Consider the following 26,703-nt stretch of genomic DNA (forward strand, 5'->3'; position numbering starts at 1 on the left):
CGAAACCGCCGGCGGCTTCGGTCAGGGCCGTGAGCCGTTGGTGGCAATCCAGATGACATGGCGCGCGCCACGCTTGCCGTTGGCGCGCGTGTTGACTTCCTCGACCGCGAAGCCCGCCTGCTTCTGCCGCCTGACAAAGCCGCTGTCCGGCCCTTGCGACCACACGGCCAGCACGCCGCCCGGCTTGAGGGCGGTGCGGGTGGCAACCAGGCCTGCCAGGCTGTAGAGGGCGTCATTGCCCTTGTGGACGATGCCTTCGGGGCCATTGTCGACGTCGAGCAGGATGGCATCCCAGGCCTTAGGCTCGGACCGTATCAACTGGCCGACATCGGTCTCCTCTATGGTGACGCGGGGATCGTCGAGACAGCCGCCAAACACCTCGGCCATCGGGCCGCGTGCCCAGGCGACGACCGCCGGCACCAGCTCCGCGACAACGATGCCGGCATCGTTGCCCAACTCGGCGAGAGCAGCGCGCAGCGTGAACCCCATGCCAAGCCCGCCAATCAGGATCCTTGGCTGCTGATGGCCCGCAATCTTCTGGCAGGACAGTTTCGCCAGCGCTTGCTCGGAGCCGCTGAGGCGGCTGTTCATCAGCTCATTGGTGCCGAGCATGATCGAGAATTCGCTGCCGCGTCGCTTGAGGCGAAGTTCCTGGGCACCATCCCCGGTCTTTGCCGAATCGAGCTGGACCCAGGGGATCATGGTTTAGACGGCCACGGCGGGCTGGCTCCAGCGAGCGGCGAGCAGCCGGTAGGGGATGAGCGCGACCACAGCGATGATGAGTTTCACCGAGAGATCGCCAAGCGCCCAGGAAACCCAGCGCATCGCATCGATATGGAACACGCCCATCAGCGGCGCCGTCTCGAGCGCGAAACTGTCGTTCGGGCCGGCAAAGGCAAAAGCGGCCGAGAAAGCGACGGTGAAGAAGACCATGGTGTCGAACACCGATCCAACCAGCGTACCGACGATCGGCGCCCGCCACCAGCTCTGCCGGCGCAGCCGGTTGAACACGGTGACGTCGAGCAGTTGCGCGGACAGGAAGGCTGCGCCCGAAGCCGCGGCGATACGCACCAGCCGGTCAGCCGCGGTCTCGAATTCGATCAGGCCGTGGCGGAACAGGAAGGGCGGCACGAGGATGGAGCAGATCACCGCTGTCATGAAGCCGACAAAGACGATCCGGCGCGCCACGGCGGGGCCGTAGCGGCGGTTGGCGAGGTCGGTGACCAGGAACGAGAACGGATAGGTGAAAGCGCCCCAGGTCAGCAGGTCGGCCAGCGACAGGCTGCCGATCTGGCCCTGCATCGGGAACTGCACCAGAATGTTCGACGCCACGACGACAAGCGCCATGGCGGCCACGAAGGGCAAATATCGCGAGAAGAAAGTCATTTTTTTATCCTGGGTAATGGAACCAGCGGAGCATCGGTGCTCGCGTCGTAGTTGAGCACCGGATGTCGAACCTTGCGGATCTATCCGATGCCCTAAGGCCAACGAGATGTTGGCCAGAGGCCAACAAGAGGTTGGCCAGGGCGGTCGTCCCCCGCCTTTATCTGATGTTACGCAGCGACCTGTTCGGCAAGCTTCTTGGCGATCTGCTTCTTCAGCAGGCGCGCGCGCTGCGACAGTTCCTTGGCATCGGCCTTGGCCAGGAAAGCGTCGAGACCGCCGCGATGTTCGACCGAACGCAGCGCGTTGGCCGAGATGCGCAGGCGCACATTCTGGTTCAGCGCTTCCGAAATCAGCGTCACATTGACGAGGTTCGGCAGGAAGCGACGCTTGGTCTTGTTGTTGGCGTGGCTCACATTGTTGCCGGTCTGGACTGCCTTGGCAGTGAGTTCGCAGGTGCGGGACATAATTCTAACCTTCAATTCTCTCGGGACCTGCCAAACCTTTGTGCCCACGCCGGGTGGCGCGCGGTTCTGGTCAGGCGGCCTTATGGAAAAAGTTGGCGTTCCATAGTTGCATTTCGCCGGGGCGTCAAGCTCCGGCTTCGCCACGGAAGCGCCCGGCATTTCATATTAAGGCCGGATTTCATCCTATAAGCGGTCTCATAGGGACACGCCAGACCGGAGTCGCCCGCCTCCGGTCGAAAATCAAGGATTCGATCCCGCCATGCCTCGTTTGTCTCACGCGCTCAGCGCCGCGCTTGCCATCGCCCTGCCCTCCGCCGCGTCGGCGGCCTCGCCGCAGTCCTTCAAGGGCGAGTACACGGTGTCGTTCCTTGGTCTCTCGATAGCGAGATCGACCTTTTCCAGCCATTACGAGAACGGCGCCTACGTGATCGAAGGCAGCGTGACCGCTGCGGGACTGGCCAAACTGTTCGACGACACGCGCGGCACGATCTCGTCCAAGGGCACGATTTCCGGCAAGAAGCTGGTGCCGCAGGCATTTCGTGCCGATTACACCTCCGGCAAGAAGGCATCCGTGGTCGATATCCGCTTCGCCAATGGTGCCGTGACTTCGACGCAGGTCATCCCCGCTCCGGGCAAGCGCGACCCCAAGGCCTGGGTGCCGATCGGCGCGGGCGACCTGGCTGCGGTGCTCGATCCGATGGCCGCCACCGTCATCCATGCCGACAGTCTCGACCAGGTCTGCGGCCGCACGGTGAAATTCTATGACGGCGAGATGCGCGCCGACCTGACGCTGACCTACAATTCGAAAGGCACGATCTCGGTGCCGGGCTATAAGGGCGATACCATCACCTGCCGGATGGGTTTCGAGCCGGTTGCGGGCTATCGCAAGGGCCGCAAGGCGCTCAACTATCTCAAGGACAAAAGCCGCATGATGGTGACGTTTGCGCCGCTCGGCCAAACCGGCGTATATGCGCCGATCCACGCCACGGTTGGAACGCAGATCGGCACCTTGACCATCAGCGCCGGGCGTTTCGAAGCGGTACAATAGGCACGCCACCGGAGACAGAGGAGGGCGCGCCACGGGAGAAAAAATGGGGCGCGCAACACTGATCGGCTTTTCGGCGGTCGCCATGTGGGCGCTTTTGGCGCTGCTCACGGATGCATCGGGCAAGGTGCCGCCGTTCCTGTTGTCGGCGATCACCTTCTCGATCGGCACCGGCGTCGGGCTTGTCGCGCGGCTGTTCATGCCGGCCGCCGACAAGAGCCAGAAAATACCGCCACAGGTCTGGCTGATCGGCATTGCCGGCCTGTTCGGCTACCACTTTTTCTATTTCACCGCTTTGCGCAACGCGCCGGCGGTGGAGGCGAGCCTGATCGCCTATCTGTGGCCGCTGCTGATCGTGCTCGGTTCGGCGCTGATGCCGGGCGAAAAATTGGCGTGGAACCATGTCGTCGGCGCGCTGCTCGGCCTTGCCGGCACCGTGCTGATCGTCACCAAGGGCGGTGGGCTGGCCTTCGATGCGCGCTACGCCTTCGGCTACGCCATGGCCGCCGTCTGCGCCGTGCTGTGGTCGTCCTATTCGCTTTTGTCGCGGCGTTTCCCGTCGGTGCCGACCAGCATCGTCACCTGGTTCTGTGCGGCGACCGCCGTGCTGTCGCTCGCCTGCCATCTGGCGCTGGAGCAAACGGTGCTGCCGGACGGCGCCGGCCAATGGCTGGCGGTGCTCGGCCTTGGCCTGATGCCGGTGGGGGCTGCCTTCTATGCCTGGGACATTGGCGTCAAGCGCGGCAACATCCAGGTGCTGGGTGCCGCAAGCTATGCGGCGCCGCTGCTGTCGACGCTGGTGCTGATCGCGGCCGGCGTCGCCGAGCCGTCGCTGCGCATCCTCGCCGCCTGCGTGCTCATCACCGGTGGCGCCGCCCTGGCGGCAAAATCGCTGTTCCTGCGCAAGCCGGCTGCGGCCGAGAGCGAAGCCAAGGCATCCGAAAGCGGAGCCAGGGCATGACGATGCCATTTGCCGGCGGCATCGACGCCAATGCCAATGCGACGCTGATCTTCTCGCTGGTGGCGGCGGTGATCTATGCTTTCACGCTTGGCATGCCACCGAGCCTCGCCCGCTCGGCGGCAAAGACGCTTGCGGTGGCGATGCTTGCCGTGCTTGCGGCGCTGCAAGGCGGCCCGCTGCTGCTGGTCGTTGCGCTGGCGCTCAGCGCGGTGGGTGACGCCTTCCTGTCGCGCGACGGCGAAAAAGCCTTTCTCGGCGGGTTGGCGAGTTTTCTCGTCGCCCACATCGTCTATGTCGTGCTGTTCCTGCGCAGCGGCGGTGGGTTGGCACTGCTCGGCGTCGAATCGTGGCGCGGCGCGATCGCGCTGGCATTGGCGGTGTTCGTGGTCGTCATGCTCGCCGCGCTCTGGCGTCGCGTCGGCCCCAGCCTGCGTATTCCGATCGCGATCTATGTGGTGGCAATCCTGGCGATGGGCATGGCGGCGCTGACCACCAACAGCGCCTGGGTCATCGGTGGCGCGGTGCTATTCATGGCATCGGACGGGCTGCTCGCCACTGAGAAATTCTTGGTAGCCGCCATCTCGCCGCACCGCGCCTGGATGCGTTTGGCCGTCTGGGTGCTGTATTACGCCGCCCAGCTGGCGATTACGCTGGGTTTCCTGCTGGGGTAGGGCTCCAGCCCGGTTCGGCCAGTTCGAAGGCGGCGAAATCAAAACCCGGCGCGACCGTGCAGCCGACCAGCGTCCAGTCGCCCAGGCTGCGCGCCGATTGCCACCAGCCCGCCGGCACGACGATCTGCGGCCGCTCGCCCGCCGCGAGCTCAATGCCGAGCACCTGTTCGATCACGGACGCGCCTTCCTCCCACATGGACAGTGCCAGCGGCGCGCCGGCGTGGAAATGCCAGACCTCGGCGGCATCCTTGACCCGGTGCCAGGCCGAAAGCTGGTGCTGTTCCAGCAGGAAATAGATGGCTGTCGAATGGCCGCGCGTGCCGCCGGCTTCGTCGCGAAAGGTCTCCGCGTACCAGCCGCCTTCTGGATGCGGCTTCAGTCCAAGTGTCGCGATGATTTCTGCTGAACTGGTCATCGGTCGAAGGCTGGCATGACGCTCAAAAATTGTCCTTGCGCTTGCGAATCTCGGCGAACACCTCGGCGTCCGAGGCCTTCTCCAGCCCAAGATGCTTGCGGATCGCCGGATCGTGCCAGCGCAGGAACGGGTTGGTCGACAATTCCTCGCCGATCGTCGTCGGCAGCGTCGGCTTGTTGTCGGCCCGCAGCGCCTCGATCCTGGCGGCGCGCTCCTTTAATGCCGAGTTGGTCGGGTCGACGGTCAGCGCGAAACGGGCGTTGGCGAGCGTGTATTCATGGCCGCAATAGATGACAGTATCGGCGGGAAGTGCGGCAAGTTTCTTCAGCGATTCGTACATCACCGGCGGCTTGCATTCGAACAGCCGTCCGCACCCCAGGGCAAACAGTGTGTCGGCGGTGAAAGCCACTTTCGACGCCGGCAGATGGTAGGAAACGTGGCCGGCGGTATGGCCAGGGGTGGCGATCACTTTGATGCGCTCATCGCCGAGATGAAGGACGGAGCCCTCTTCGACGTTTTCGTCGATGCCGGGGATCTTGGCCTTTTCAACCTCCGGGCCGACGATGCGCAGCTTGAACCGCTCTTTCAACGCCAGATTGGCCTCGACGTGGTCCATGTGGTGGTGCGTGGTCAGGATCATCGTCGGCGTCCAGCCGGTGCGCTTGATCGCGGCCAGGATCGGCGCCTCCTCGGGGGCGTCGATGATCGCGGTCTGCCCGCTTTTGGGGTCATGCACCAGCACGCCGAAATTATCGCTGCGGCACATGAACTGCTCGATTTCGACCGTCATCGTATCTCTCCATTTGTCGCCGCAGACATAGGGCGCCAGAGGCCGGATGTCATCCCGGAGATGACAAGTGTCACTCCGGAGATGACAAAGTCACTCCCGGAGATGTCGGTAGCCTTCAGGGCCCTTTGTTGAAACCTGCCGATATCACGGCTACATCCCTGACATGCATTCCGACATCGTCGACCTTCGCTCTTTCTATTCGACAACGCTCGGCCGGTTCGCCGAGCGCTCGATCACCATGGCGCTGTCGTCGATATGGGCCACGGTCCCCAATGAACGGCTGGTCGGGCTCGGCTATACCTTGCCCTGGCTGGAGCGGTTCGGCTCCGACGCCGAGCGGGTCTTCGCCTTCATGCCGGCGACGCAGGGCGCCGTGGTCTGGCCGGCGACGGGGCCGACGGCGACCGCGCTGGTCTTCGACGAGGAACTGCCGCTGGTCGATTCCTGCATCGACCGCATGCTGCTCGTCCATTCGCTCGAACATGTCGAAAACCCGCGCGAGACGCTGAACGAGATCTGGCGGGTGCTGTCGCCGGCGGGACGCGTCGTCATCGTCGTGCCAAACCGGCGCGGTGTCTGGGCGCGCTTCGAGCATACGCCGTTCGGCAATGGCCGGCCTTTTTCACGCGGCCAGCTCACCGAGTTGCTGCGCGAGGCGAATTTCACGCCCGCTTCCTGGTCGGATGCGCTGTTCTTCCCGCCATCGCGGCGACGCTTCATGATGCGCTTCCACAATGTGCTGGAGCGCGCCGGCCGGCGGCTGTGGCCGATCTTTTCCGGCGTCATCGTCGTCGAGGCGCAGAAACGCCTCTATCAAGGTGTGCCGGTCGCCCAGCGCGCGTCTCGCCGCGTCTTCGTGCCGGTTCTGTCGCCGCATGGCGCGACACGGCTCGGCCGCCGGGCCGAGGCCGCAGGCGCGGTGGCGCCGTCCCGCCAGGTGAAACCTTCGTGATCAAGCTGGAAACTTGCGTCGCGCGGCATTTTCCCGACCTATCTGTCGTGCTGGTCTCACAGACTGGTTGAGGGACCGCCGCCGTCGGCTCTCTTCATCCGGTTTCAGCATTCCACCTGAACGCAAGGACCTCTGACATGGCTGATCAACTGGACAATCAGGCCACCGTTCAGCCGGTCGCTGTGGCCAGCAGCCTGCGCGATCAGGTGGCGACGATCAAGCGGGCGCTGGTGGGATCGCCGGTTCGCAAATGGTTGCTGTGGACGTCGGTCGGTATCATGGCCGTCATCATCGCGACGTCGATCGGCCAGGTCCTGCTCAACAGCTGGAACCAGCCCTTCTACGATGCTCTGGCGCGCCGCGACATGGCGGCTTTCCTGCATCAGCTCCTCGTCTTTGCGATGATCGCCGGCGGTCTGCTAGTGCTCAATATCGGCCAGACCTGGCTCAACCAGATGATCCGGCTGAAGCTGCGCGAGGCGCTGACGCTGGACCTGATTGACCAGTGGATGCGGCCGGCGCGCGCCTTCCGGCTGGCCAATGCCGGCGCCATCGGCGTCAATCCCGATCAGCGCATGCAGCAGGATGCCGCGCATCTGTCCGACCTGTCGACCGATCTCGGCGTCGGGCTGTTGCAGTCGCTCATCCTGCTCGTGTCTTTCGTCGGTGTGCTGTGGGAACTGTCTTCGGGCTTCGTCTTCCACATCAATGGCTGGTCGCTGGCCATACCGGGCTACATGGTCTGGGCTGCGTTCCTCTATGCCGGCATCGCCTCCTGGCTGAGCTGGCTGGTCGGGCGGCCGCTGATCGGCCTGAACAGCGACCGCTACACGCGAGAGGCGGAGCTGCGCTCCTCGATGGTGCGCGTCAACGAGAATGTCGATGCGATCGCGCTCTACCATGGCGAAGACGACGCCAAACGGCGGCTCGAAATCGACCTCGGCACGGTGCTGGGCGCGATGCGGCGCATCTTCACTGCCCAGATCAACCTGTCCTGGGTGACCGACACCTATGGCTGGATCACGGTCGTGGCTCCCATCCTGGTCGCGTCGCCGGTTTATTTTTCCGGCGACATCAGCTTCGGCGGGCTGATGATGGCCGTCGGCGCCTTCAACCAGGTGCACTCTTCCTTGCGCTGGTTCGTCAACAACATCGGCAGCATCGCCGACTGGCGCGCCACGCTGATGCGCGTCGCCGACTTCCGCATCGCGCTCGATGAAACCGATGTGCTGCACGATACCGAAAAGCGCATCACCTTCGATCAAAACGCCAATGGCAGCTTGACCTTCGAGAAGCTCCAGGTGGCCTCGCCGGAGGGCTGCACGAAACTCTCCGACCAGCATGTCGAAATCCGCCCCGGCGAGCGGGTGATGATCACCGGCGAGCCTGGCGCCGGCAAGACGCTGTTCTTCCGCGCAATTGCCGGGCTTTGGCCCTGGGGCAGCGGAAAGATCGGCCTGCCGGCGGGCGAAACCCTCATCTTCGTGCCGCGCGTGCCGTATTTGCCGGCCGGCACGTTGCGCGAGGTGCTCAATCACGCGAACGGACATGCGCCCGCGAGTGATGCCGACATTGCGGCGGTGCTGGCCGAGGTTGGTCTTGAACGGCTGTCGTCGTCGCTCGACCGCGTCGGGCGCTGGGACCATGAATTGGGCGATGACGAACAACGCCTGCTGGGCGTGGCCAGGCTCGCCTTGCGGCAACCGAAATGGGTGATCATCGACGAAGCGATGGATGCGTTCGACGGACCCGCGCTGCGCCGCGTGCTGGCGATGCTGGAAAAGCATCTGAAGGGAGCCACGATCATCAATATCGGGCGCGGCCAGCACAACAATCAGTTCTTTCCGCGCGGTTTGACGATCGTGAAGGATTCCGGCGCGCCGGCGCTGAAACCAGCCCGCGTCAGAGCTGGCGCCATCGATCCGCCGCCGGCTGCCGCCCGCCGCAAGAAATAGGCTGTTTTCCCGCACTGTCGCAGCAAGCTTTATTTCGCCGCGATCGCGAAGGAAGATTTCCCGGAGAAACCAAATTCGGCGGTGGCGATGCTTGATGCTCTGCGCCTGCTTGCCTGTCTAGCCTGTGTCCAGCCAACTCCCGTTGCGTCGCCATCGGATGCGCTGACTGTCGACGTCGAGTTGGTGCTGGCGGTCGATATCTCCCTGTCGATGGACGAGAAGGAATTCGCCCTGCAGCGCGCCGGCTATGTCGAGGCATTGCGGCATCCCGACTTCATCCAGGCCGTTCGCTCCGGCAATACGGGCCGCATCGCGCTCGCCTATTTCGAATGGGCAGGCACGGTGCGCGACGACGCGGTCATCAACTGGCAGATCATCGACAGCACTGAGAGCGCCAACCGCTTTGCCGACAAGGTGGCGGCGCGCCCGTTCCGGAGTTTTCGCGGCACGTCGATTTCCACAGCACTTGCCTTCGGCGCCGGGCTATTCGACAGGACGGATTTCGCCGGCGAACGCAGCGTCATCGACATATCGGGCGATGGCCCCAACAATATCGGGCCGCCGGTCACCGCGACGCGTGATGCTGCAACCGCCAAAGGCATCGTCATCAACGGTCTGCCGATCCTGATCAACCCATCGACTACCTTCAGCCATCTCGACCAGTATTATGCGCAGTGCGTGACCGGCGGCCCCGGCTCTTTCGTGCTGCCGATTTATGCGGCCGCCGAATTTTCCACCGCCATCCGGCGCAAGCTGATCCTCGAAGTGAGCGGCATTCAGGACAAGGCTGGGGTCATTCCCGTCGACGCGGACCCGCCGATCGACTGCCTGCAAGGTGAACGGGACAGGCGATTATTATCGGATCCCTATTTTCCGGAACTAGACCGATGAACCGCCGTCTGTCACGCCGGCGCGACTGCTAGTCGCGAACTTCATTGTAGAGGTCGCGACGCGAGCGTCGTCCACAGACATAGCCATTGACCAGTTCCGGCAAGGAATAGCCGAGCGCCGCCGACGAGCGGTTGGTCATGTATCCGGCAAATGCCTGAGGTATCCGGCCCTTGAGAAGATCGGCGATGATCTGCCGCGCGATCATGAAAGGCGGGATGTGCGGATAGCGGCGGGCGATATGCGGGTGTTTGGCCATCAGGCTCGCATAGGCTTCGACATAGCCGCCCCGGCGGCCCGAAATCGAGTTCTGCGAATTGTGCTTCGTCCAATCGATGTCCCCGGACAATTGCGCGCCAAAGCGGGCGGCGAGGCGCAGCAGCAGCTCCCGGTCCTGCATCCGGATGATGTCGCTGTCATAGCCGCCTATGGCCAGCAAGGCCTCGCGACGAGCCGTTATCGCCGAACCGGCGACGAAAGCTGTCTGCACAACCACCGCTCGCTCCAGCATTGACGGGCTCAGAAAGGCGGTGCGGTTGATGCAATTGGTGGTTCGATTTCCTTTCAGGGAAACGTATGAGGAGAGCAGCACCTGAAGTGCTGGATTGTCATCGAACCAGGCCAAGGTCCGTTCGAGCCGATGTGGCAGGTAGACGTCGTCGGAATCAAGGAATGTCACGACAGGCGCGTTCGCTCGCTCGATGCCGGCATTCCTGGCGGCGTTGGCGCCGCGCCATTTCGCGCCGATATAGACCAGCCGTGGGTCGTGAATGCGGGCCAGCGCCGCTTCCGTGCCATCCGTGGAGCCATCGTCGACGACGATATGCTCAAGCCTCGGCATGCTCTGGGAGAGGACGCTTTCGACGGCGCGCAATACCGTTTCGCGCCGGTTGTGGGTCGGCGTGATGACCGTGATAAGGGGCGAGCGCTGCGTCCTCCCGGTCATATCGCGTCAACCGTCTCCGGCGCAAAAATGCGCTTCCGGCCAGGTCCTTCGATCTTCAGGGCGATCGAATCGATCGGACTTCCCCTTCCACGACGCATCATTGGATTCGTCGGTGACGCTACAAAAAACAGCTTCCCCTGTCACCCATCCTGCTGGCATTCGGCCCGCGCGAAAGGACGAATTCCCGTCCTAGCGTTCCAATTGCAACAGCGTCGCCAGGCAAGAGCAATTGCGACTGGCCGTAGGAGGGATCGGCTCATCGCGACTGAGCCGCGCCCATTCCATTACCTCCGACATAATCGCTTCGCGATGGCCGCTCCGGCAGATTGCCCTCGCGAGGCCGGCAAATCGGCCTCGATCGACAAGGGAGTTACGTCATGACCGCTTACGCCGTTGCCCATATGCGCCAAGTCACAATGGGCCCGCAGATCGTCGAGTACCTGCACAAGATCGATGCCACGCTGGAACCTTTCGGCGGCCGTTTCCTGGTTCATGGCGGCGACGTGGAGGTGATCGAGAACGATTGGCCGGGCAACCTCATCATCATCGAATTTCCCGACCGGCATCAGGTGCACAGCTGGTACAATTCGCCAGCCTACCGGGCGATCCTTTCACTGCGCACCGACAATTCGGACTCCGACGTAATCATCGTTGACGGCGTCGAGCATCCGCACAAGGCTACGGATGTGCTTGGCTAGACGTGCCGTGCCCTATCGCTTCAGCAAGAACACCGCCTGCTGGCCGAAGAAATTCCAGAACCACCAGGGCATCGACAGGCCGATCTTCTGGCCAGCGGCGTCGAGCGCGGTCGCTTTTTCCACCGTCGCACCGAGTTCCTCGCACAGATTGACGAAGTCGCGGATGGTGCAGAAATGGATGTTGGGCGTGTCGTACCAGGAATAGGGCAGGTCCTGGGTCACCGGCATACGGCCTTTGACGAACAGCGACAGGCGCACCCGCCAATGGCCGAAATTGGGGAAGGACACGATCGCCCGGTCGCCGATCCTGAGCAGTTCGTCGAGCACCAGCTTCGGGTTGCGGGTCGCCTGCAAGGTCTGCGACAGGACGACGAAGTCAAAACCCTTGTCGGGATAGAATTCGAGATCCTTGTCGGCATCGCCCTGGATGACGGAGAGACCGCGCGCCACGCATTCGTTGACGCCGCGCTGCGACAGCTCAAGCCCGCGGCCGTCGACCTGCTTGGTGTCCTGCAGCAACTCAAGCAACGAGCCGTCGCCCGAACCGACGTCGAGCACGCGGGACTGCGGCGGGATGAGGTTGGCGACGACCTCGAGGTCGACGCGCTGGCTGCCGTTGACACTCATGATGCGAGCCCCCTGGCACGCGCCGCCGAGCCGATGAAGCCGTTGATGGCGGCAAACAGTTCCGGCTCGTCGAGCAGGAAGGCGTCGTGGCCGCGATCGGTCTCGATCTCGACGAAGGACACGGATGCGCCGGCGGCGTTGAGTGCGTGCACGATGGAGCGGCTCTCCTCGGTCGGAAACAACCAATCCGATGTGAACGACACCAGGCAGAACCGGGTCTTGGTGCCGGCAAAGGCGTCCGCCAGCCGGCCGCCATGGTCGGCGGCGAGATCGAAATAGTCCATCGACCGCGTCATGTAGAGATAGGAATTGGCATCGAAGCGGTCGACGAAGGTCATGCCCTGGTGGCGCAAATAGCTTTCGATCTGGAAGTCGGCATCGAAGCCGAAAGTCAGGTGGTCGCGGTCCTGCAAATTGCGGCCGAATTTTCGGTGCAGTGCGGCTTCCGAAAGGTAGGTGATGTGGGCGGCCATGCGCGCCACAGCCAGACCCTTTTCCGGGCGCTTGCCGTGCTCGAAATATTTCCCGCCATGCCAGTCGGGATCGGCCATCACAGCTTGCCGACCGACCTCGTGGAAGGCGATGTTCTGTGAGGAGTGGCGGGCGCCGGTGGCAATCGGCAGCGCTGAGAAGACGCGCTCGGGATAGCACGACGCCCACTCCAGCACCTGCATGCCGCCCATCGAGCCGCCGAGCACGCAGAACAGTTTCTCGATGCCGAAATGGTCGATCAGCATCTGCTGCGCGCGCACCATGTCGCGGATGGTGATGATGGGCAGGTCGAGCCCGTAGGGTTTGCCGGTGGCCGGATTGGTCGAGGCTGGGCCGGTGGAGCCGAGGCAGCCGCCGATGACGTTGGAGCAGATGACGAAGAAGCGGTTGGTGTCGATGATCTTGCCGGGGCCGATCAGCACTTCCCACCAGCCCGGCTTGCCGGTCACCGGATTGGTGTTGGCGACATGCTGGTCGCCGGTCAGCGCATGGCAGACAAGGATGGCGTTGGAGCGGGCATCGTTCAGCGTGCCATAGGTCTGATAGGCGATCTGGAACGGCGACAAAAGCGTGCCAGCGTCGAGCTTGAGCGGCTTGTCGGACCCGAAGCGCAACACCGGGCTCGACGGCTGGTCGGCCTCGTTGTTGGTCTTTCCTGCGCGCAGAGCGGCCATTCTCGTCTCACTTGCTGCATCATATCAGACGAAAAATCGCCGACGATGCGTCCGTCCGGCCGGCCGCGGACAATAAAAAACCGGCATTGCCATTCGCAAAGCCGGTTACGTCACGCAAACGGCCCTTTAGCGAATTGTTTAACGTGGCTGCAAGCCGACCGGCCAAATCACCACGGAACTGTCGCTGCCCTTCTAGAACTCGCTCGCTCTGCCGTCAATGCCAGCTGTCTGGGCCGGCATCTGGGCCGGCTGCTGGCACCACTGCCGCCTCTCGACATTGCGGGCCATGGCTTGTATTTCCGCTGCGGCCCCGGATGGAGGCATTTTCGACGGATTTTGCAAAAATGAACCAGACACCGGATCAGGCACGTCCAACCCCGCGCGCGGGCATCATGGACATCGATGCCTATGTGCCCGGCAAGAGCGCCGCACCCGCCGGCGTCGCCAAAGTCTACAAGCTGTCGTCGAACGAGAATCCGCTCGGGCCGTCACCGAAGGCGATCGAGGCCGCGCGTGAGGTTGCCGCCAAACTCGACATCTATCCCGACGGCACCGCCAAACGGCTGCGCGAGGCGATCGCCGAGGTGCACGGCCTCAACGCGCAGAACATCATCTGTTCCAACGGTTCCGACGAGATTCTGGGCCTGCTGGCACAAACCTATCTCGCGCCCGGTGACGAAGCGATTTTCACCGAACATGCCTTCATGGTCTACAAGATATACATCCAGTCGGCCGGTGCTGCGCCGATCGCGGTCAAGGAGACCGACGAGCGCGCCGATATCGATGCGATCCTGGCCGCCGTCACGCCGCGTACGAAAATCGTGTTCCTGGCCAATCCCAACAATCCGACCGGCACCTATGTGCCGTTCCAGGAGGTGCGTCGCCTGCATGCCGGCCTGCCCCGCAATGTGCTTTTGGTGCTCGACGCGGCCTATGCCGAATATGTCCGCCGCAACGATTATGAAGCCGGCATCGAGCTGGTCGGCAGCGCCGAGAACGTGGTGATGACGCGCACCTTCTCCAAGATCGGCCTGGGTGGGGCGCGGATCGGCTGGATGTATGCGCCCATGCACATCGTCGACGCCATCAACCGCGTGCGCGGTCCCTTCAATGTCAATGCGACGGCGATCGAGGCCGGCATCGCGGCGATCCGCGACCGCGCCCATGTCGAGCGCAGCGTGGCGCACAACGAGACCTGGCTCACCTGGCTGAGCCAGGAGATGACCGGGCTCGGGCTGCGAGTGACGCCCAGCGTCGGCAATTTCCTGCTCATCCATTTTCCCGACGACCAGAAGCATTCAGCGGCGGCGGCCGACGATTATCTGACGGCGCGCGGCTATATATTGCGGCGCGTTTCAGGCTACGGCTTCCCCAACGCGCTGCGCATGACCGTCGGCACCGAAGAGGCCAATCGCGGCGTTGTCGCCGCGCTCACGACATTCCTGAAAAGCTAGAGCGCCATGACCTCACCGATGTTTGAAAAGATCGCACTGGTCGGCATCGGCCTGATCGGCTCGTCGCTGGCCCGCGTCATCCGCCGCGAGGGCCTGGCCGGTCACGTCGCCATCTCGACCCGCAGCGCCGCGACGCTGGCGCGGGCGGAAGAACTCGGGCTGGGCGACAGCTACACGACCGATGCGAAGGAAGCGGTTCGCGATGCCGATCTGGTCATCGTCTCGGTGCCTGTCGGCTCGTCCGGCGCGGTGGCGCAGGAGATTGCGCCAGCGCTGAAGAAGGGCGCGATCCTCACCGATGTCGGCTCGACCAAGGCGTCGGTCATCGCGCAGATGCAGCCGCATGTGCCTGACGGCGTGCACTTCATTCCCGGCCATCCGCTGGCGGGCACGGAAAAATCGGGACCGGATGCCGGCTTCGCCGACCTGTTCGACAATCGCTGGTGCATCTTCACGCCGCTGCCGGACACCGATCCGGAAGCGCTGGAGAGGCTGTCGGAATTCTGGCGCCGCTGCGGCGCCAACATCGACACGATGGACCCGCAGCATCACGACATGACGCTCGCCATCGTCTCGCATCTGCCGCATATCATCGCCTACAACATCGTCGGCACCGCCGATGATCTGGAATCGGTGACCAAGACGGAAGTGATCAAATATTCCGCTTCCGGCTTTCGCGACTTCACGCGTCTGGCGGCCTCCGACCCGACCATGTGGCGGGATGTGTGCCTGCACAACAAGGACGCCATCCTTGAAATGCTGGCGCGGTTCTCGGAAGATCTGGCGTTCCTGCAGCGCGCGATCCGTTGGGGTGACGGCGACAAGCTGTTCGACCTGTTCACCCGCACCCGCGCCGTGCGTCGCTCGATCATCGAGGCCGGCCAGGACATCGACGCGCCCGATTTTGGCCGTCAGGCCGTAGAACACCCCGCGAAAACTTAACCTGTCAGCTGGGCCAGGTCGCCGCGACCATTGCCAGCGTCTCGGCGCGGTCCGGTGCGCCCAGCCTGCCGCCGAAGCGCTGGCATTTGAGCGCGGCGGCGGCACTGGCGAAGCGCAAGGCCTGCTCGACCGGCATGGCTTCGGCCAGCCCGACGGCAAAGGCGCCGTGAAAGACATCACCCGCCGCCAGCGTGTCGACCGCCTTGATTTTTGGCGCCGGGACATGACGAGATGATTGCGCGGTGCGATCGAACCACCAGGTGCCTGCCGCGCCGCCGGTGACCGCGACGAAGGCGTCGGTGCGGGAGGCGAGGTCGGTGCAAGCACTCTCCAGGTCCAGCGCCTGTCCGCATATGATGCGGACCGCCGGCTCGGAGGCGACGATGTGCGAGGCCAGCGGCAGCAACCGCTCCAGCACCGCCAGCGGCGCGGTGTCGGCATCGAGGATCGCCGGCCGGCCGGCGGCGTGCGCCGCCTTGAGGGCAAGGGCCGCGGCTCCTGGCCAGCGCACGTCGACCAGCACGGCATCGAACGCCGTGATATCCGCGAAAGGCAAAGCCTCGGGACTGGTCTGGGCTAGGCTGTCATAGAAAGGCACGATGATGCGCTCGCCATGCGCGTCGACCAGGATCGAGGCCAGTGCCGAACGGGCGCCGCTGACGCGGCGGACATAGGTGCAATCGACGCCTTCGGCCTCGACACCGGCAATCAGCTGATCGCCGATGGGATCGTCGCCGGCGCTCGCCCACAGCGATACGTCGGCGCCCAGGCGATGCGCGGCACAGGCAGCGCTGGTGGCCATGCCCGACGCGATCTGGACACCGTCGGAGGCAATGAATTTTCCCTGATGCGTGGGAAGCGTCTCGACATGCAGGATCGTGTCCAGCGTCAGCGCGCCGACACTCAGGAGCCTCACGGGTTTTGCCATGGCCGCGCTATTGCACCGGCTTGATCTTGCCCAGCGGAATGAAGCCGAGCGAGGCTTTGCCCTTGACCACTTTCAGCGGCATCGACGGTTCGCTGCCGAGCATGGCGAGGGCGGCAAAGCCCTGTTGGATCGCATTCTTCTGCTCGGGTATGGCGCCGGCAAGGATAGATGCCACGGCCTTCGGATCCATGATCCGGATCATCAGATCGGCGTCGATCAGGCCTTCGGTGTCGACCGATAGCGGCCCGGAAACGGTAACCCGCGCCGTGCCCGAGGACACATCGAGGTTGCGAATCTCTATCCTTTGGCCACGCAGGCTCTTCACCTGCGTGCCGATCAGCGCGACACCATTCTTCAGCGTGGCGTCGCCGCTGGCATCGAGCGCCGGCAGCACGCGCCCGCCGATCGCATCCGGGTCGATCTCGAGATCACCAAAGCTGCCGGCATAGTCGAGATCGCCGCCATTCGGCTGCAACTGGCCAGCGGCCTTGCCAGCGCTGAACAGTTCAACCGGATCGGTGTCGTCAGCCGGATCGGTCTGGCCGGACAGGCCCTCGGCCTGCAGGGATATACGCTGCGGCAGCGGGTACCACAATTTGACGTTGGCCTGCAGATTGTCCCAGTCGATCCACAGCGGCATCATGCCCGGGACGGAGGTTCTGAGCGGTCCGCGCAGATTGGCAACCGGGGACAGGGGTTGGATGATCTGGGCGGCGGCATTGAAGGAGCCTGCCGACGCGGCGATGTTCTTGGCATCGTCCTCGTAGGCGAGGTTGTCGCAGGAGACGGTAAAGCTCAAGGGATAGCCGCTGACCTGGAGATTGGCGCAGCCGGCCTCGACGCCGCTCTTGTTGAGCGTGGCAACCGCCTTGTCGGCTTCAGCCCTGACCCTGTTGGCCAGATAGAACCAACCACCGCTGTAGATGGCAAACAGCACAACGATGAACGCCACGAGCCAGAACAGGCCGCGGCGGGACTTTGGTTGGCGTTCGTCACTTGACGTCATGCTTTGGCTCTCATTAACGCATGGGTGTTGGTGGACGGAGCTTCGATTCCGACAACAATAGGTAGACAGACACGGACGGAAAAAACACCGATTCAGATGCGGTGTCGGCAATCTTTTACAATCAGGCGCGGCGATATGGGCGATTTTTGGGTGTTTGGCTACGGTTCGCTGATCTGGCGGCCGGGTTTCGCGCATGTCGAGACACGCCGCGCCCGGCTGCATGGCTACCGCCGCTCGCTCTGTGTCTATTCCTTCGTGCATCGCGGCACGCGCCAGCGGCCCGGATTGGTGCTCGGCCTCGACCATGGCGGTTCCTGCGTCGGCCTGGCTTTCCGTGTGCCAGGCGAATTGCGCGACGAGGTCATTACTTATCTGCGCGAACGCGAGCTCGTCACATCAGTCTATCTCGAGCGCACGCTCAAGGTTCGCCTCGACGGCGGCGGCATGGTCGAAGCCGTAGCCTACATTGTCGACCGCAAGCATGAGCAATATGCCGGCGCGCTGGACGCTGCGCATGCGGCGGCGGTAGTGCGCGGTGCGGTCGGCCAATCCGGCAACAATGAGGATTATGTGCTCAGCACGCTGAAGCATTTGGAAGCGCTTGGCATCCGCGACCATTGGCTGGAGGAAGTGGCCCGGGGGATAGCGCCTTTGTGAAGGCTGGCTCTGCGGAAAAGGCAGCCAGGCCTTTGACCTTGGTGCGGCGAGACCTAGGTTAGGCTCCGAACCCCAGCCAGCGGGCGGCATCCGCCCGGTCCCAGTCCTCACGGAGATCCGTCTTGCAGAAACGCCGTCTCGGTCGCACCGACCTTTCCATCGCGCCGCTGGTTCTGGGCGGCAACGTCTTCGGCTGGACCGCCGACGAGAAGACCTCTTTCGACCTGCTCGACCGCTTCGTCGGCGCCGGCCTGAACGCCGTCGATACGGCGGACGCCTATTCGCGCTGGGTCCCCGGCCACAAGGGCGGCGAATCCGAAACCATCATCGGCAACTGGATGAAGAACCGTGGCAACCGTGACAAGGTCGTGGTGATCACCAAGGTCGGCTCGGATATGGGGCAGGGCCACAAGGACCTGTCCGCCGCCTATATCGAAAAGGCCGTCGACGCGTCGCTGAAGCGGCTGCAGATCGACGCCATCGACCTCTATCTGTCGCATTGGCCGGATCCGACCACGCCCTATGAGGAAACCCTCGGCGCCTATGAAAAGCTGCTCGCCAAGGGCAAGGTTCGTCATGTCGGCTGCTCGAACCTCGATGCCGGCCAGTTGCGCGCGGCACTCGATGTCGCGAGCCTGCGCAGCCTGCCGCGCTACGAGGTGCTGCAGCCGGAATACAATCTCTACGACCGTTCCTCCTTCGATGGGCCGTTGCACGATCTGTGTGTGGCCGAGGATATCGGCGTCATCACCTATTTCAGCCTGGCCAAGGGTTTCCTAAGCGGCAAATACCGTAGCGAGGCCGATCTTGGCCAAAGCCCGCGTGGCGGCGGGGTGAAGGACTATCTCAACGCGCGCGGCATGCGCATCCTTGCGGCACTTGACGCGGTGTCGGCGAGGCATTCGGCCAAACAGGCGGAAGTCGCGCTTGCCTGGGTTATCGCGCGGCCAGGCGTCACCGCACCGATCGCCAGCGCCACCAAGCCGGACCAGATGGACAGTCTGATCAAGGCTGCGTCACTGAAATTGACCGCCGACGACATGGCCGAACTCGATAAGGCGAGCGGCTGAAGGTTCGGCCATCGCGATACGCACGAACGTCCAAGACCACCCTCCTGTCTTGCCATAGCGTCCTGCGCTCGAGGCAAGACAGAGGGTGGAATGACTGAACCTCTTTTTCGCAGCCGGAGCTTTGGCGGCCGCTGCTCGCCCTGGTGCTTGCCGCCACGGTGGTCATGGGCAGTCCAGGTCCGGCAACGATAAGTGTCACCGCCGTTGCTGCCGCCTTCGGCCTGCGCGATTCGCTGCGCTATACCTTGGGGATCGTTCTCGGCACGATCGCCGTGCTGCTGGTGGTGGCGACCGGGATCATGGCGATGCTCGGGTCGATGCCTAGGCTGGCGCCGTTACTGGTTGTCGGGTCTGCCGCCTACATCCTCTATCTCGCCTTCAAGATCGCCACGGCGCCGCCGCTGGCGGCACGCACGGCCGAGGCTACGCGCCCGACCTGGCTGGCCGGTTTTCTGCTGGCTGTCGCCAACCCCAAAGCCTATGTGGCGATCGCCGCCGTTTTCGCCGGCGCTTCGTCGAACCAGAGCGGTGCTGAACCTGGCCTGTGGCTGAAGCTGACGGTGCTCGCCGCGATGATCGTTGTCATCCACGCCGTGTGGCTTCTTGCCGGAGCGGCGTTCGCGCGCTTCCTGCGCAGGCCTGTCGCCTCGCGCATCATCAATCTGGCCTTTGCCGCGACATTGGTGCTGACCACAGTGCTGGCTGTCTACGGCTGATTGCCGGGCCGGAGGGTCTTCAGATCTTCGCACCGAGTTCCCGCAGCCGCTTCACCGCGGTCGGCGGGAAGGCCGGCGGGTTGGGTGCGCGGGACGCCTCGACGAGCATCTGGTCGCAGGCCGCTTCCGTCTCGCCGATCAGCCGCGCCATGAACTCGTCCTTGCCGAGGCCCGGTGGAATCGGCGGCAGGAAACGCGCCTTGATGGTGCCGGGATAGCGCAGGAATTTGCGGCGCGGCCAATAGAGGCCGGCGACATGTGCAACCGGCACCACCGGAACGCCGAGCTGCGCGTAGATTTCGACGATGCCGTATTTGTAGGCCGGCTCGTCGCCCGGCGCCCGGCGCGTGCCTTCGGGATAGATGATCAGCTGGCGTGGATTGCGCGCCATCTCTTCCTTGGTCGCCGAGACCACCGCCTTCAAGGCCTTGGAACGGCTGCCGCGATCGACCGGTATCATGCGCATCTTCATGATGTACCAGCCGAAGAACGGGATCCAGGTCAGCTCGCGCTTGAGGATGTAGAGCGGGTCCTGAAGGAACGGGAAGAAGGCGATCGCGTCCCAGAACGACTGGTGCTTGGGCGCCAGGATGAAGGAGCCCTCGGGGAGATTCTCCTGCCCGGTGATGTCGTTCTTGGTGCCGGCGATCTTGTCATAGAGCCACATGCAGCTGCGCGACCAGAATTTCGGCACGAACCAGGCGCGGTGGCGGGGCGACAGGAAATAATAGGGAGTCCAGAGGATCATCTGGACGATCAGATTGACGTAGAAGACGAAGTTGAACGCCAGCGATCTGACATAGAGCATGGGGGAGGTCCGGTGAGGAAGTGTGCGTTGGTTACACCAAGCGCGGGAAAAAGGAAATGGTGCAAGCGTGTTCCGACCAATGCCGAGGCACGGTTCGCGCCAGGTGCGGAGCCCAGGCACGCTACCCCAATCGCGCCAGCCGCTCCTTCAGACGCGGTGCCGCAAAATCGAGGAAGGCACGCAGCTTGACCGGCAGCAGGCCATGGCCAGCATGCACCAGGCTTACCGGCCACGGTTGCGGCTCGAATTCTTGCAGCAGGATGCGCAGCATGCCCGACCGCACCGCGGCATCGACCTGATAGGAAAGCACTTTCGTTAGCCCGACACCGGCAATCGCTGCATCGATCGCCGCCTCGGCGGTGTTGACCTGAAGCCGCGAGCGGACCTGAATCGTGACTTCCGTCTTGCCCTTGGTGAAGCCCCATGGAGCGGCGGAGGACAGCCCCTCGAAAGTGATGCAATTGTGGGTGCTCAGGTCTTCCGGGGTCGCGGGTATGCCGTGTTCGGCCAGATAGGCCGGGCTGGCGCAGACCACACGGCGGATCGAACCGACGCCGATGGCGACAAGGCTGGAATCGGGCAACTGGCCGATGCGCAGCGCGAGGTCGAAATGGTCTTCGACCAGCTGGGTAATGCGGTCCGCGAGCGTCAGGCGGATGTCCACGTCGGGATAGGCCGAGAGAAAGCCGGTGACGACCGGCAGCACATGAAGGCGGCCGAACACCACCGGCGCGGTGATGGCCAGTTCACCGGTCGGAGCGCTGTATTCGCCCGCCGCCGCGCGTTCGGCCTCGCCAATCTCATCGAGGATGCGGCGGCAGGCCGCAAGATAGGCCTCGCCGGCATCGGTCGGCGTCAGCCGGCGCGTCGAACGGTTCAGCAGCCTTGTGTTGAGATGGCGTTCGAGATCGGAAACCTTGCGGCTGACGGTCGCCAGCGGAATGCCGAAACGGCGGGCCGCGGCGGAAAGGCTGCCGGCCTCCACCGCGGCGACAAAGAGCGACATGGCTTCGAGACGATCCATCACTTCTTCCAGAAAATGGAAGGACTGATTGCAAATATGTCATCTGCATTTCAGGAATGGAAGGCTTTATATATCGAACACGGCCTTGTCTGCAGCATGGCCAATCAAAGGAGTTCCTATGTCCGAAAGCCGCCCGCCGCTTCCGCCCTTCACCGCCGAGACAGCAGCGCAGAAGGCGCGCATGGCCGAGGATGCCTGGAATTCGCGTGATCCGGCACGGGTCGCGCTCGCCTATACGACGGACAGCCGCTGGCGCAACCGCGCCGAATTCCTGCAAGGCCGCGATGCCATCCAGGCTTTCCTGGCGCGCAAATGGAGCCGTGAGCTCGACTACCGGCTGATCAAGGAAGTCTGGGCCTTCCACGGCAATCGCATCGCCGTGCGCTTCGCCTATGAATGGCGCGACGATAGCGGCTCCTGGTTCCGCAGCTACGGCAATGAGAACTGGGAGTTCGACGAGAACGGGCTGATGCGCCTGCGTATCGCCAGCATCAACGACCTGCCGATCAGGGAGGCCGACCGCAAGTACCATTGGTCGCTTGGGCGCCGCCCGGATGACCACCCAACATTGTCGGAGCTCGGGCTTTAAAACCCGCTCTGGCCTAGGAGGTTTCGATGAACGCGCATGCTTTCACCAGCGACGTCGCCTTCACGCCAACCGTCAAGGCGATCCAGGCACGCAAGGGTTCGCGCCAGTCTTACGCCCGCGTCGAGGAACGGGGCGGCTGGCAAGCCGTCATCACGCCGGACCTTGCCGCGTTCATCGAGATGCAGACCAGCGTCTTCCTGTCGACGGCCAATGGCGACGGCCAGCCCTACATCCAGCATCGCGGCGGCCCGGCTGGCTTTCTCAAGGTGCTCGACGAAAAGACGATCGGCTTTGCGGATTTCTCCGGCAACAGGCAGTTCATCACGCAAGGCAATCTGGCCGACAATCCACGCGCCTTCCTGTTCCTGATCGACTACATGCTGCGCCAGCGCATCAAGATCTGGGGCACGGCGCGCGTCGTCGAAAACGATGCCGAACTGATGGCGAAGCTGATGCCTCAGGATTACAAGGCGCGGCCCGAACAGGTCATCTTGTTCACGGTCTCGGCCTGGGATTCCAACTGCCCGCAACATATCCCGCAGCGCTTCGAGGCTGCTGATGTGGCGGCAGCACTTGGTGAACGGGACAAGCGCATCCAGCACCTCGAGCAGGAGGTCGCGCGTCTCAAGGGAGTTTCAGGCGCTGCCGCCAAGGACTGATGCCTGGATCAGCCGCCGGCCGCGGTCTCGGCCAGCGCAACGCCGTCCGGGGTCGGCTTCATCGGCACGATGCCGCGCGCCAGCGCCAGCAGATATTTGGTGTATTCGGTGAACAGCACACGCAACGCCCGTGGCTTGGTCAGCCAGCCGCCATTGTCGAGATTGGAATTGACCACCGGATAGGGCTCCAGCTTGGCGCCGTGCAGCAGCCGGCCCATTTCCAGCAGGCTGCGCGGCATGTGGTAGTTGTTGGTGACGAGGATCACCGTGCCATAGGCATGGCTTTCGATCCATTTGGCGCTTTCCTCGGCATTGCCGATCGTGTCGAGCGCGGCGCGGTCGATGTCGACGCAGCAGGAAAACAGCTTCTTGTCGCCGCCGGTCGCGACCTGGAGCTGGCGGCGGCTGGCGGAAGGATGCACGCCGCTGATCAACAGCCGCTCGCCCTTGCCGGACGCCAGCAGATCCATCGCGGCGTCGAGGCGTGACTGGCCGCCGGTCAGCACGATGATGGCATCGGCCTTTGCCGGATTGGCGGGCGTGGTCAGATGGGCGACCTTGCTGGCGAACCAGCCGAAGCCGCCGGCAAACAAGGTTGCGAGAACGAGGAGGGAGAGAGCGGATATCCGCAGTGCGGTCTTTAAACGGCTAATCCCGCCGTGGTCGCGCCAACGAGCAACCACCACTGGCATCTGCCCAGCCGTCCCGGTCGAATCCCGCACGTCCATAGCCATATGGTTAATCCTGAAATGCGGCCTTTGGTAGGTAAAAGACGCACTTTGCGTTACGCCGCTTCTCCATTCGTGATCACCCTGCTTCCATCGCCGCCAGAGCATGCTCCCTTTCATGCGTCTGGTTGGCGAACGTCGATGTCGCTGAGATAGGCGACGACGGTGGCATGCGAGGTCGCCGCCGTCAGTGCGCCGATCACCAGAACCATCAGGACGACGCCGAGATAGCCCGCCGAGCCGATGGCAAAATTGCCGAACAAGGCAGTTGCCTGATCGGCCTGCGGCGTTGCCATGTTGCGCGACGACCACCAGGAAAAGACGATGAAGACCAGCACCGCCGCCGCGCCGCCGGCGGCCGCGCCCTTCATGCCGGTGACCAGGAAATGCCGGCGGAATTCGCGTGCGATAAAAGTCGCCTCGGCGCCGACGAAATGCAGCACCTCGATGATGTGGCCATTGCCGGCCATGGCGCCGCGGGTCGCGAACACCACGGTCAGCACGGTCGCCGACAGCATCAGCGCCAGCACGGCAATGCCGATGGTCACCGTGGTGCGGGCCATAGCCACCAGCCGGTCGACCCAGGTGCGGTGGTCGTCGAGCGACGCGCTCGGCAGTTTCGGCGTGATCGCAGCGCGCATGGCGGCGAAGTCGGGCGGGCTGTTCTCGTCGATGGTGACGATGATCAGACGCGGCACCGGCAGCTCGTCGATGTTGAGGCCTGACCCGAGCCATGGTTCAAGCAATCTCGCGGTTGCCTCGCGGTCGATGATCCTTGTCGATTTCACGCCGGGAAATTCGCCGGCGATCTGCGAGGCCTGGGCAAGCGCTGCCTCCATGTCGAGGCCGTCGGCCGGCTTCACCTGGATCGTCGCCTCGCGCGAGATCTGGTTCTCCCAGACCGAGGCGGTGTCGCGTACCAGCGTCACCGCGCCGAAGGTCAGGCAGGACAAGAAGGTCATGATGGCGATGACCAGCACCAGGGCGCGGCCGGCGATGTTCTGCGCCGGCACGATCGGCGCCATCCGGCGCTGGGCGCGCGGCTTTGCTTCGGCCGCCTCGGCTTCCTGCTCATGCTCTTCGAGATGTTCGGCGGACAGGTCAGTCATAGATGTCCAGCCTTCCGCCGGCCAGGATCATGCGCCGCGCGTCGACCTGTTCCATCAGGCCGAGATCGTGGGTGGCGATCACCACGGCGGTGCCCAACCGATTGAGCTCGATGAACAGCCGCAGCAGCCGTCGCGCCAGCGGCGGATCGACATTGCCGGTCGGCTCGTCGGCCAGCAGGATTTCCGGCTGCTCGATCAGGGCGCGCGCGATGGCGGCGCGCTGCTTTTCGCCGCCCGACAGGACCGGCGGCAGCACATGCATGCGCTCGCCCAGCCCCACCCATTTCAACAGCTCGGTGACGTCGGTGCGGTAGCTCGCTTCCTCGCGCCCGCGCACGCGCAGCGGCAGCGCGACGTTCTCATAGGTGGTCATGTGGTCGAGCAGGCGAAAATCCTGGAACACCACGCCGATGCGGCGCCGCAGATGCGGCAATTCGGTGCGCGTGATGCGCGAGCGGTCCTTGCCGAAAATGGTGATCAGCCCGCGCGTCGGCTTCAACGACATGAACAAAAGGCGCAGCAATGTCGTCTTGCCGGCGCCCGAAGGCCCGCTCAGGAACTGGAACGAGCGCTCCGGTATATGCAAGGAGATGTCGCGGAGGATTTCCGGACCCATGCCATAGCGGAGGCCGACATTTTCGAAGCGAATCAATTTCGACGACCTGAATTTCCTGGCAGTGCCGAGCCTGCCTGTTCTGCGAAAAGACCATCGGCCGGCATGGTTAACCGACGGTTAATTCCTGGGTTGTTTCGGCGCGTCACGAGGGCTCCGGTGGGGAAGCGTTAACCATTTTTGTTTACGCAAAAGAAACGAAAAGCGAACACGCGCAATAACGGGGCCATATGGCTGACGAACGAACCGCGCGCCCGGTTTCCGGCGAAATCATGACCGATCCACCGGCAATTGCCGTCGCGGACCGGATCGTGCGCGGCCCGGCCGCCGATATCATCGATGCAGACTATGTCGTGTTGCCGTCGCCGGCCCCTTCAGTCGAAAGCGATTCGCCGCTGCCGCGTCCAATCGTTACCCCGTCCATCGAGGGCATGGACATGCTGCGCAAGCCGGAACCACGGGCGGAACGGCCGCCGGCCGCGCGCGGCGGGCCGATCTTCTGGATCGCCGGTATCGGTGCTGCGCTCGCCGCCTTCTGGGTTTCCGGCGGGCATGCGCTGGTGCGCCAGGCACCGTTCCTGTCCGCGCAAGCGTCAGCGCTGACCATCTCGGGCGTCACCTCGCGCGTCGATGCGTCAGGAGCCAATCCGGTGTTGTTCGTCGATGGCGAGGCCGCCAATGACGGGACAGGGCCGGCGACCCTGCCGCCGCTCGAAATCCGGGTGACGGGCAATGATGGACGCACAACCCGCTATACGTTGGGGACATCCGGCCATTCGCTGGCTTCGGGCGAAAGATTCGGCTTTGCCAGCCGGCTCGACGTGCCTAAGAACGGCGTAAGGACCGTTTTGGTTACTTTCGCGCAATAAGCGATCACCGAGGATGACCAGCAATGCCAATCGTACGCGACAAGGACATCGAAGTCCTGTTTTCGGCGTCGGCGATCGCGCGCCGCAATCTCGAACTCGCCAAGGAGATCGCCGAGCACGATTATCATGATCTCCTGGTGATTTCGGTGCTGAAGGGCTCGTTCATCTTCGCCGCTGACCTGATCCGCGCCATGCATGATGTCGGCCTGTCGCCAGAGGTCGAGTTCATTTTCATTTCCAGCTATGGCGCCGGCACCACCAGCGGCGAGGTGAGGGTGCTGCGCGACATCGACAACGAGGTCGCCGGCCGCGACGTGCTGCTGATCGACGACATTCTGGAATCCGGCAAGACGCTGACCTTCACCCGCGACCTGATGCTGTCGCGCGGTGCGAAAAGCTGTTCCATCGCCGTGCTGCTCGACAAGCGCATGCGCCGCCAGACCGCGCTCGTCGCCGACTATGTCGGCTTCGACTGCCCCGATTATTTCGTCGTCGGCTACGGCATGGACGTGGCGCACGCCTTTCGCGAATTGCCGTTCGTGGGTGTTGTGAAGGGCGACGCGTGAG

The 26,703-nt window shown here is 63.7% G+C and carries 31 protein-coding genes and 1 riboswitch; of the genes, 16 read left to right on the forward strand and 15 right to left on the reverse strand.

Features of this window, described 5'->3' with window-relative positions; all coding sequences use genetic code 11:
• Positions 1–21: 21 nt before the first annotated feature.
• The 3 genes from AC0V7N_RS09700 to rpmB form a co-directional block, all read right to left on the reverse strand.
• Positions 22–702, reverse strand: a complete 681-nt coding sequence (locus AC0V7N_RS09700; RefSeq protein ID WP_475456796.1) for a spermidine synthase — start codon at positions 700–702, stop codon at positions 22–24.
• A 3-nt stretch (positions 703–705) separates the two neighbouring features.
• On the reverse strand, positions 706–1,386 hold the full coding sequence (locus AC0V7N_RS09705) for a queuosine precursor transporter (RefSeq protein ID WP_475456798.1): 681 nt from the start codon (positions 1,384–1,386) through the stop codon (positions 706–708).
• A 167-nt stretch (positions 1,387–1,553) separates the two neighbouring features.
• A complete protein-coding gene (gene rpmB, locus AC0V7N_RS09710) occupies positions 1,554–1,850 on the reverse strand; it encodes a 50S ribosomal protein L28 (RefSeq protein WP_475456800.1) in 297 nt (98 codons plus the stop codon).
• 259 nt (positions 1,851–2,109) lie between these two features.
• Between rpmB and AC0V7N_RS09715 the strand changes: the two genes are divergently transcribed.
• The 3 genes from AC0V7N_RS09715 to AC0V7N_RS09725 are packed head-to-tail and all read left to right on the forward strand — an operon-like array spanning position 2,110 to position 4,527.
• Positions 2,110–2,898, forward strand: coding sequence for a DUF3108 domain-containing protein (locus AC0V7N_RS09715; RefSeq protein WP_475456802.1), 789 nt, complete (start codon positions 2,110–2,112; stop codon positions 2,896–2,898).
• Positions 2,899–2,941: 43 nt separating this feature from the next.
• The gene (yddG, locus tag AC0V7N_RS09720) at positions 2,942–3,856 is read left to right on the forward strand and encodes an aromatic amino acid exporter YddG (protein ID WP_475456804.1); all 915 of its coding nucleotides are present in this window, start codon (positions 2,942–2,944) and stop codon (positions 3,854–3,856) included.
• Positions 3,853–4,527, forward strand: a complete 675-nt coding sequence (locus AC0V7N_RS09725) for a lysoplasmalogenase family protein (RefSeq protein WP_475456806.1) — start codon at positions 3,853–3,855, stop codon at positions 4,525–4,527. The genes yddG and AC0V7N_RS09725 overlap by 4 nt, the downstream gene beginning before the upstream one ends.
• Here the strand turns inward: AC0V7N_RS09725 and AC0V7N_RS09730 are convergent.
• Positions 4,502–4,942 (reverse strand): cupin domain-containing protein, encoded by a 441-nt coding sequence (locus AC0V7N_RS09730; RefSeq protein ID WP_475456808.1) that lies wholly within the window; start codon positions 4,940–4,942, stop codon positions 4,502–4,504. The two genes, AC0V7N_RS09725 and AC0V7N_RS09730, sit on opposite strands and share 26 nt — an antisense overlap.
• Before the next feature lie 22 nt (positions 4,943–4,964).
• On the reverse strand, positions 4,965–5,732 hold the full coding sequence (gloB, locus tag AC0V7N_RS09735) for a hydroxyacylglutathione hydrolase (protein ID WP_475456810.1): 768 nt from the start codon (positions 5,730–5,732) through the stop codon (positions 4,965–4,967).
• Between the two features lie 163 nt (positions 5,733–5,895).
• Between gloB and AC0V7N_RS09740 the strand changes: the two genes are divergently transcribed.
• From AC0V7N_RS09740 to AC0V7N_RS09750, 3 genes are all read left to right on the forward strand, one after another.
• Entirely contained in the window at positions 5,896–6,684 is a 789-nt protein-coding gene (locus AC0V7N_RS09740) for a class I SAM-dependent methyltransferase (RefSeq protein WP_475456812.1), read from the forward strand.
• 137 nt (positions 6,685–6,821) lie between these two features.
• Complete coding sequence (locus AC0V7N_RS09745) at positions 6,822–8,639, forward strand: ABC transporter ATP-binding protein/permease (protein ID WP_475456814.1); 1,818 nt, start codon at positions 6,822–6,824, stop codon at positions 8,637–8,639.
• 87 nt (positions 8,640–8,726) lie between these two features.
• Positions 8,727–9,530, forward strand: coding sequence for a DUF1194 domain-containing protein (locus AC0V7N_RS09750; protein WP_475456816.1), 804 nt, complete (start codon positions 8,727–8,729; stop codon positions 9,528–9,530).
• Positions 9,531–9,558: 28 nt separating this feature from the next.
• Here the strand turns inward: AC0V7N_RS09750 and AC0V7N_RS09755 are convergent, their stop codons facing one another.
• Positions 9,559–10,473: a glycosyltransferase family 2 protein gene (locus tag AC0V7N_RS09755; RefSeq protein WP_475456818.1), complete on the reverse strand. Its 915-nt coding sequence runs from the start codon at positions 10,471–10,473 to the stop codon at positions 9,559–9,561.
• A 377-nt stretch (positions 10,474–10,850) separates the two neighbouring features.
• On the opposite strand from AC0V7N_RS09755, the gene AC0V7N_RS09760 reads away from it, so the two are divergent.
• Positions 10,851–11,171: a DUF1330 domain-containing protein gene (locus tag AC0V7N_RS09760; RefSeq protein WP_475456820.1), complete on the forward strand. Its 321-nt coding sequence runs from the start codon at positions 10,851–10,853 to the stop codon at positions 11,169–11,171.
• A gap of 12 nt (positions 11,172–11,183) precedes the next feature.
• Here AC0V7N_RS09760 and metW read toward each other — a convergent pair whose 3' ends face one another.
• Positions 11,184–11,798 carry a methionine biosynthesis protein MetW gene (metW, locus tag AC0V7N_RS09765; RefSeq protein ID WP_475456822.1) on the reverse strand — a complete coding sequence of 205 codons (615 nt, stop codon included), beginning with the start codon at positions 11,796–11,798 and terminating at the stop codon, positions 11,184–11,186.
• Positions 11,795–12,964, reverse strand: coding sequence for a homoserine O-acetyltransferase MetX (gene metX / locus AC0V7N_RS09770; protein ID WP_475456824.1), 1,170 nt, complete (start codon positions 12,962–12,964; stop codon positions 11,795–11,797). The genes metW and metX overlap by 4 nt, the downstream gene beginning before the upstream one ends.
• Positions 12,965–13,070: 106 nt before the next feature.
• Positions 13,071–13,148, reverse strand: a riboswitch (SAM riboswitch).
• A 160-nt stretch (positions 13,149–13,308) separates the two neighbouring features.
• On the opposite strand from metX, the gene hisC reads away from it, so the two are divergent.
• The gene (gene hisC / locus AC0V7N_RS09775) at positions 13,309–14,418 is read left to right on the forward strand and encodes a histidinol-phosphate transaminase (RefSeq protein ID WP_475456826.1); all 1,110 of its coding nucleotides are present in this window, start codon (positions 13,309–13,311) and stop codon (positions 14,416–14,418) included.
• Positions 14,419–14,424: 6 nt separating this feature from the next.
• Positions 14,425–15,360: a prephenate/arogenate dehydrogenase family protein gene (locus AC0V7N_RS09780; protein ID WP_475456828.1), complete on the forward strand. Its 936-nt coding sequence runs from the start codon at positions 14,425–14,427 to the stop codon at positions 15,358–15,360.
• A gap of 4 nt (positions 15,361–15,364) precedes the next feature.
• On the opposite strand, the gene AC0V7N_RS09785 is transcribed toward AC0V7N_RS09780, so the two are convergent.
• Both AC0V7N_RS09785 and AC0V7N_RS09790 read right to left on the reverse strand, forming a co-directional pair.
• Positions 15,365–16,288 (reverse strand): sugar kinase, encoded by a 924-nt coding sequence (locus tag AC0V7N_RS09785; RefSeq protein WP_475456830.1) that lies wholly within the window; start codon positions 16,286–16,288, stop codon positions 15,365–15,367.
• Positions 16,289–16,295: 7 nt separating this feature from the next.
• The gene (locus AC0V7N_RS09790; RefSeq protein WP_475456832.1) at positions 16,296–17,294 is read right to left on the reverse strand and encodes a DUF2125 domain-containing protein; all 999 of its coding nucleotides are present in this window, start codon (positions 17,292–17,294) and stop codon (positions 16,296–16,298) included.
• Positions 17,295–17,429: 135 nt separating this feature from the next.
• On the opposite strand from AC0V7N_RS09790, the gene AC0V7N_RS09795 reads away from it, so the two are divergent.
• From AC0V7N_RS09795 to AC0V7N_RS09805, 3 genes are all read left to right on the forward strand, one after another.
• A complete protein-coding gene (locus AC0V7N_RS09795; RefSeq protein ID WP_475456834.1) occupies positions 17,430–17,951 on the forward strand; it encodes a gamma-glutamylcyclotransferase in 522 nt (173 codons plus the stop codon).
• A 122-nt stretch (positions 17,952–18,073) separates the two neighbouring features.
• Positions 18,074–19,021 carry an aldo/keto reductase gene (locus tag AC0V7N_RS09800; RefSeq protein WP_475456836.1) on the forward strand — a complete coding sequence of 316 codons (948 nt, stop codon included), beginning with the start codon at positions 18,074–18,076 and terminating at the stop codon, positions 19,019–19,021.
• A gap of 164 nt (positions 19,022–19,185) precedes the next feature.
• Positions 19,186–19,737, forward strand: coding sequence for a LysE family transporter (locus AC0V7N_RS09805; protein ID WP_496627812.1), 552 nt, complete (start codon positions 19,186–19,188; stop codon positions 19,735–19,737).
• A gap of 19 nt (positions 19,738–19,756) precedes the next feature.
• Here AC0V7N_RS09805 and AC0V7N_RS09810 read toward each other — a convergent pair whose 3' ends face one another.
• Together AC0V7N_RS09810 and AC0V7N_RS09815 are read right to left on the reverse strand one after the other, a co-directional pair.
• On the reverse strand, positions 19,757–20,545 hold the full coding sequence (locus AC0V7N_RS09810; protein WP_475456839.1) for a lysophospholipid acyltransferase family protein: 789 nt from the start codon (positions 20,543–20,545) through the stop codon (positions 19,757–19,759).
• A gap of 121 nt (positions 20,546–20,666) precedes the next feature.
• A complete protein-coding gene (locus AC0V7N_RS09815) occupies positions 20,667–21,569 on the reverse strand; it encodes a LysR family transcriptional regulator (protein WP_475456841.1) in 903 nt (300 codons plus the stop codon).
• A 118-nt stretch (positions 21,570–21,687) separates the two neighbouring features.
• Between AC0V7N_RS09815 and AC0V7N_RS09820 the strand changes: the two genes are divergently transcribed.
• Positions 21,688–22,158 carry a nuclear transport factor 2 family protein gene (locus AC0V7N_RS09820; RefSeq protein ID WP_475456843.1) on the forward strand — a complete coding sequence of 157 codons (471 nt, stop codon included), beginning with the start codon at positions 21,688–21,690 and terminating at the stop codon, positions 22,156–22,158.
• Positions 22,159–22,184: 26 nt separating this feature from the next.
• Positions 22,185–22,817: a pyridoxamine 5'-phosphate oxidase family protein gene (locus AC0V7N_RS09825; protein ID WP_475456845.1), complete on the forward strand. Its 633-nt coding sequence runs from the start codon at positions 22,185–22,187 to the stop codon at positions 22,815–22,817.
• An 8-nt stretch (positions 22,818–22,825) separates the two neighbouring features.
• Here the strand turns inward: AC0V7N_RS09825 and AC0V7N_RS09830 are convergent, their stop codons facing one another.
• The 3 genes from AC0V7N_RS09830 to ftsE form a co-directional block, all read right to left on the reverse strand.
• Entirely contained in the window at positions 22,826–23,551 is a 726-nt protein-coding gene (locus tag AC0V7N_RS09830; protein WP_475456847.1) for a YdcF family protein, read from the reverse strand.
• A 110-nt stretch (positions 23,552–23,661) separates the two neighbouring features.
• On the reverse strand, positions 23,662–24,654 hold the full coding sequence (locus AC0V7N_RS09835) for a cell division protein FtsX (RefSeq protein WP_475456849.1): 993 nt from the start codon (positions 24,652–24,654) through the stop codon (positions 23,662–23,664).
• Positions 24,647–25,306, reverse strand: coding sequence for a cell division ATP-binding protein FtsE (gene ftsE, locus AC0V7N_RS09840; RefSeq protein ID WP_475456851.1), 660 nt, complete (start codon positions 25,304–25,306; stop codon positions 24,647–24,649). The genes AC0V7N_RS09835 and ftsE overlap by 8 nt, the downstream gene beginning before the upstream one ends.
• Before the next feature lie 191 nt (positions 25,307–25,497).
• Here ftsE and AC0V7N_RS09845 point away from each other — a divergent pair, with 191 nt between their 5' ends.
• Entirely contained in the window at positions 25,498–26,136 is a 639-nt protein-coding gene (locus AC0V7N_RS09845) for a hypothetical protein (protein WP_496627813.1), read from the forward strand.
• 23 nt (positions 26,137–26,159) lie between these two features.
• Positions 26,160–26,702, forward strand: a complete 543-nt coding sequence (gene hpt / locus AC0V7N_RS09850; protein WP_027031270.1) for a hypoxanthine phosphoribosyltransferase — start codon at positions 26,160–26,162, stop codon at positions 26,700–26,702.
• The last annotated feature ends 1 nt before the right edge of the window (position 26,703 follow it).

The sequence above is a fragment of the Mesorhizobium kamtschaticum genome, assembly GCF_056174585.1.

Coding starts and splice junctions, on each gene's coding strand:
- AC0V7N_RS09780 (WP_475456828.1), top strand. CDS start 14,425: ATGACCTCACCGATGTTTGAAAAGATCGCACTGGTCGGCATCGGCCTG.
- AC0V7N_RS09820 (WP_475456843.1), top strand. CDS start 21,688: ATGTCCGAAAGCCGCCCGCCGCTTCCGCCCTTCACCGCCGAGACAGCA.
- gloB (WP_475456810.1), bottom strand. CDS start 5,732: ATGACGGTCGAAATCGAGCAGTTCATGTGCCGCAGCGATAATTTCGGC.
- AC0V7N_RS09755 (WP_475456818.1), bottom strand. CDS start 10,473: ATGACCGGGAGGACGCAGCGCTCGCCCCTTATCACGGTCATCACGCCG.
- AC0V7N_RS09795 (WP_475456834.1), top strand. CDS start 17,430: ATGGGCGATTTTTGGGTGTTTGGCTACGGTTCGCTGATCTGGCGGCCG.
- AC0V7N_RS09785 (WP_475456830.1), bottom strand. CDS start 16,288: ATGGCAAAACCCGTGAGGCTCCTGAGTGTCGGCGCGCTGACGCTGGAC.
- AC0V7N_RS09825 (WP_475456845.1), top strand. CDS start 22,185: ATGAACGCGCATGCTTTCACCAGCGACGTCGCCTTCACGCCAACCGTC.
- AC0V7N_RS09745 (WP_475456814.1), top strand. CDS start 6,822: ATGGCTGATCAACTGGACAATCAGGCCACCGTTCAGCCGGTCGCTGTG.
- AC0V7N_RS09760 (WP_475456820.1), top strand. CDS start 10,851: ATGACCGCTTACGCCGTTGCCCATATGCGCCAAGTCACAATGGGCCCG.
- AC0V7N_RS09830 (WP_475456847.1), bottom strand. CDS start 23,551: ATGGCTATGGACGTGCGGGATTCGACCGGGACGGCTGGGCAGATGCCA.
- hpt (WP_027031270.1), top strand. CDS start 26,160: ATGCCAATCGTACGCGACAAGGACATCGAAGTCCTGTTTTCGGCGTCG.
- yddG (WP_475456804.1), top strand. CDS start 2,942: ATGGGGCGCGCAACACTGATCGGCTTTTCGGCGGTCGCCATGTGGGCG.
- AC0V7N_RS09790 (WP_475456832.1), bottom strand. CDS start 17,294: ATGACGTCAAGTGACGAACGCCAACCAAAGTCCCGCCGCGGCCTGTTC.
- AC0V7N_RS09805 (WP_496627812.1), top strand. CDS start 19,186: ATGGGCAGTCCAGGTCCGGCAACGATAAGTGTCACCGCCGTTGCTGCC.
- AC0V7N_RS09715 (WP_475456802.1), top strand. CDS start 2,110: ATGCCTCGTTTGTCTCACGCGCTCAGCGCCGCGCTTGCCATCGCCCTG.
- AC0V7N_RS09845 (WP_496627813.1), top strand. CDS start 25,498: ATGGCTGACGAACGAACCGCGCGCCCGGTTTCCGGCGAAATCATGACC.
- AC0V7N_RS09835 (WP_475456849.1), bottom strand. CDS start 24,654: ATGACTGACCTGTCCGCCGAACATCTCGAAGAGCATGAGCAGGAAGCC.
- AC0V7N_RS09730 (WP_475456808.1), bottom strand. CDS start 4,942: ATGACCAGTTCAGCAGAAATCATCGCGACACTTGGACTGAAGCCGCAT.
- AC0V7N_RS09815 (WP_475456841.1), bottom strand. CDS start 21,569: ATGGATCGTCTCGAAGCCATGTCGCTCTTTGTCGCCGCGGTGGAGGCC.
- AC0V7N_RS09725 (WP_475456806.1), top strand. CDS start 3,853: ATGACGATGCCATTTGCCGGCGGCATCGACGCCAATGCCAATGCGACG.
- AC0V7N_RS09700 (WP_475456796.1), bottom strand. CDS start 702: ATGATCCCCTGGGTCCAGCTCGATTCGGCAAAGACCGGGGATGGTGCC.
- AC0V7N_RS09705 (WP_475456798.1), bottom strand. CDS start 1,386: ATGACTTTCTTCTCGCGATATTTGCCCTTCGTGGCCGCCATGGCGCTT.
- AC0V7N_RS09740 (WP_475456812.1), top strand. CDS start 5,896: ATGCATTCCGACATCGTCGACCTTCGCTCTTTCTATTCGACAACGCTC.
- AC0V7N_RS09810 (WP_475456839.1), bottom strand. CDS start 20,545: ATGCTCTATGTCAGATCGCTGGCGTTCAACTTCGTCTTCTACGTCAAT.
- hisC (WP_475456826.1), top strand. CDS start 13,309: ATGAACCAGACACCGGATCAGGCACGTCCAACCCCGCGCGCGGGCATC.
- AC0V7N_RS09750 (WP_475456816.1), top strand. CDS start 8,727: ATGCTTGATGCTCTGCGCCTGCTTGCCTGTCTAGCCTGTGTCCAGCCA.
- metX (WP_475456824.1), bottom strand. CDS start 12,964: ATGGCCGCTCTGCGCGCAGGAAAGACCAACAACGAGGCCGACCAGCCG.
- metW (WP_475456822.1), bottom strand. CDS start 11,798: ATGAGTGTCAACGGCAGCCAGCGCGTCGACCTCGAGGTCGTCGCCAAC.
- rpmB (WP_475456800.1), bottom strand. CDS start 1,850: ATGTCCCGCACCTGCGAACTCACTGCCAAGGCAGTCCAGACCGGCAAC.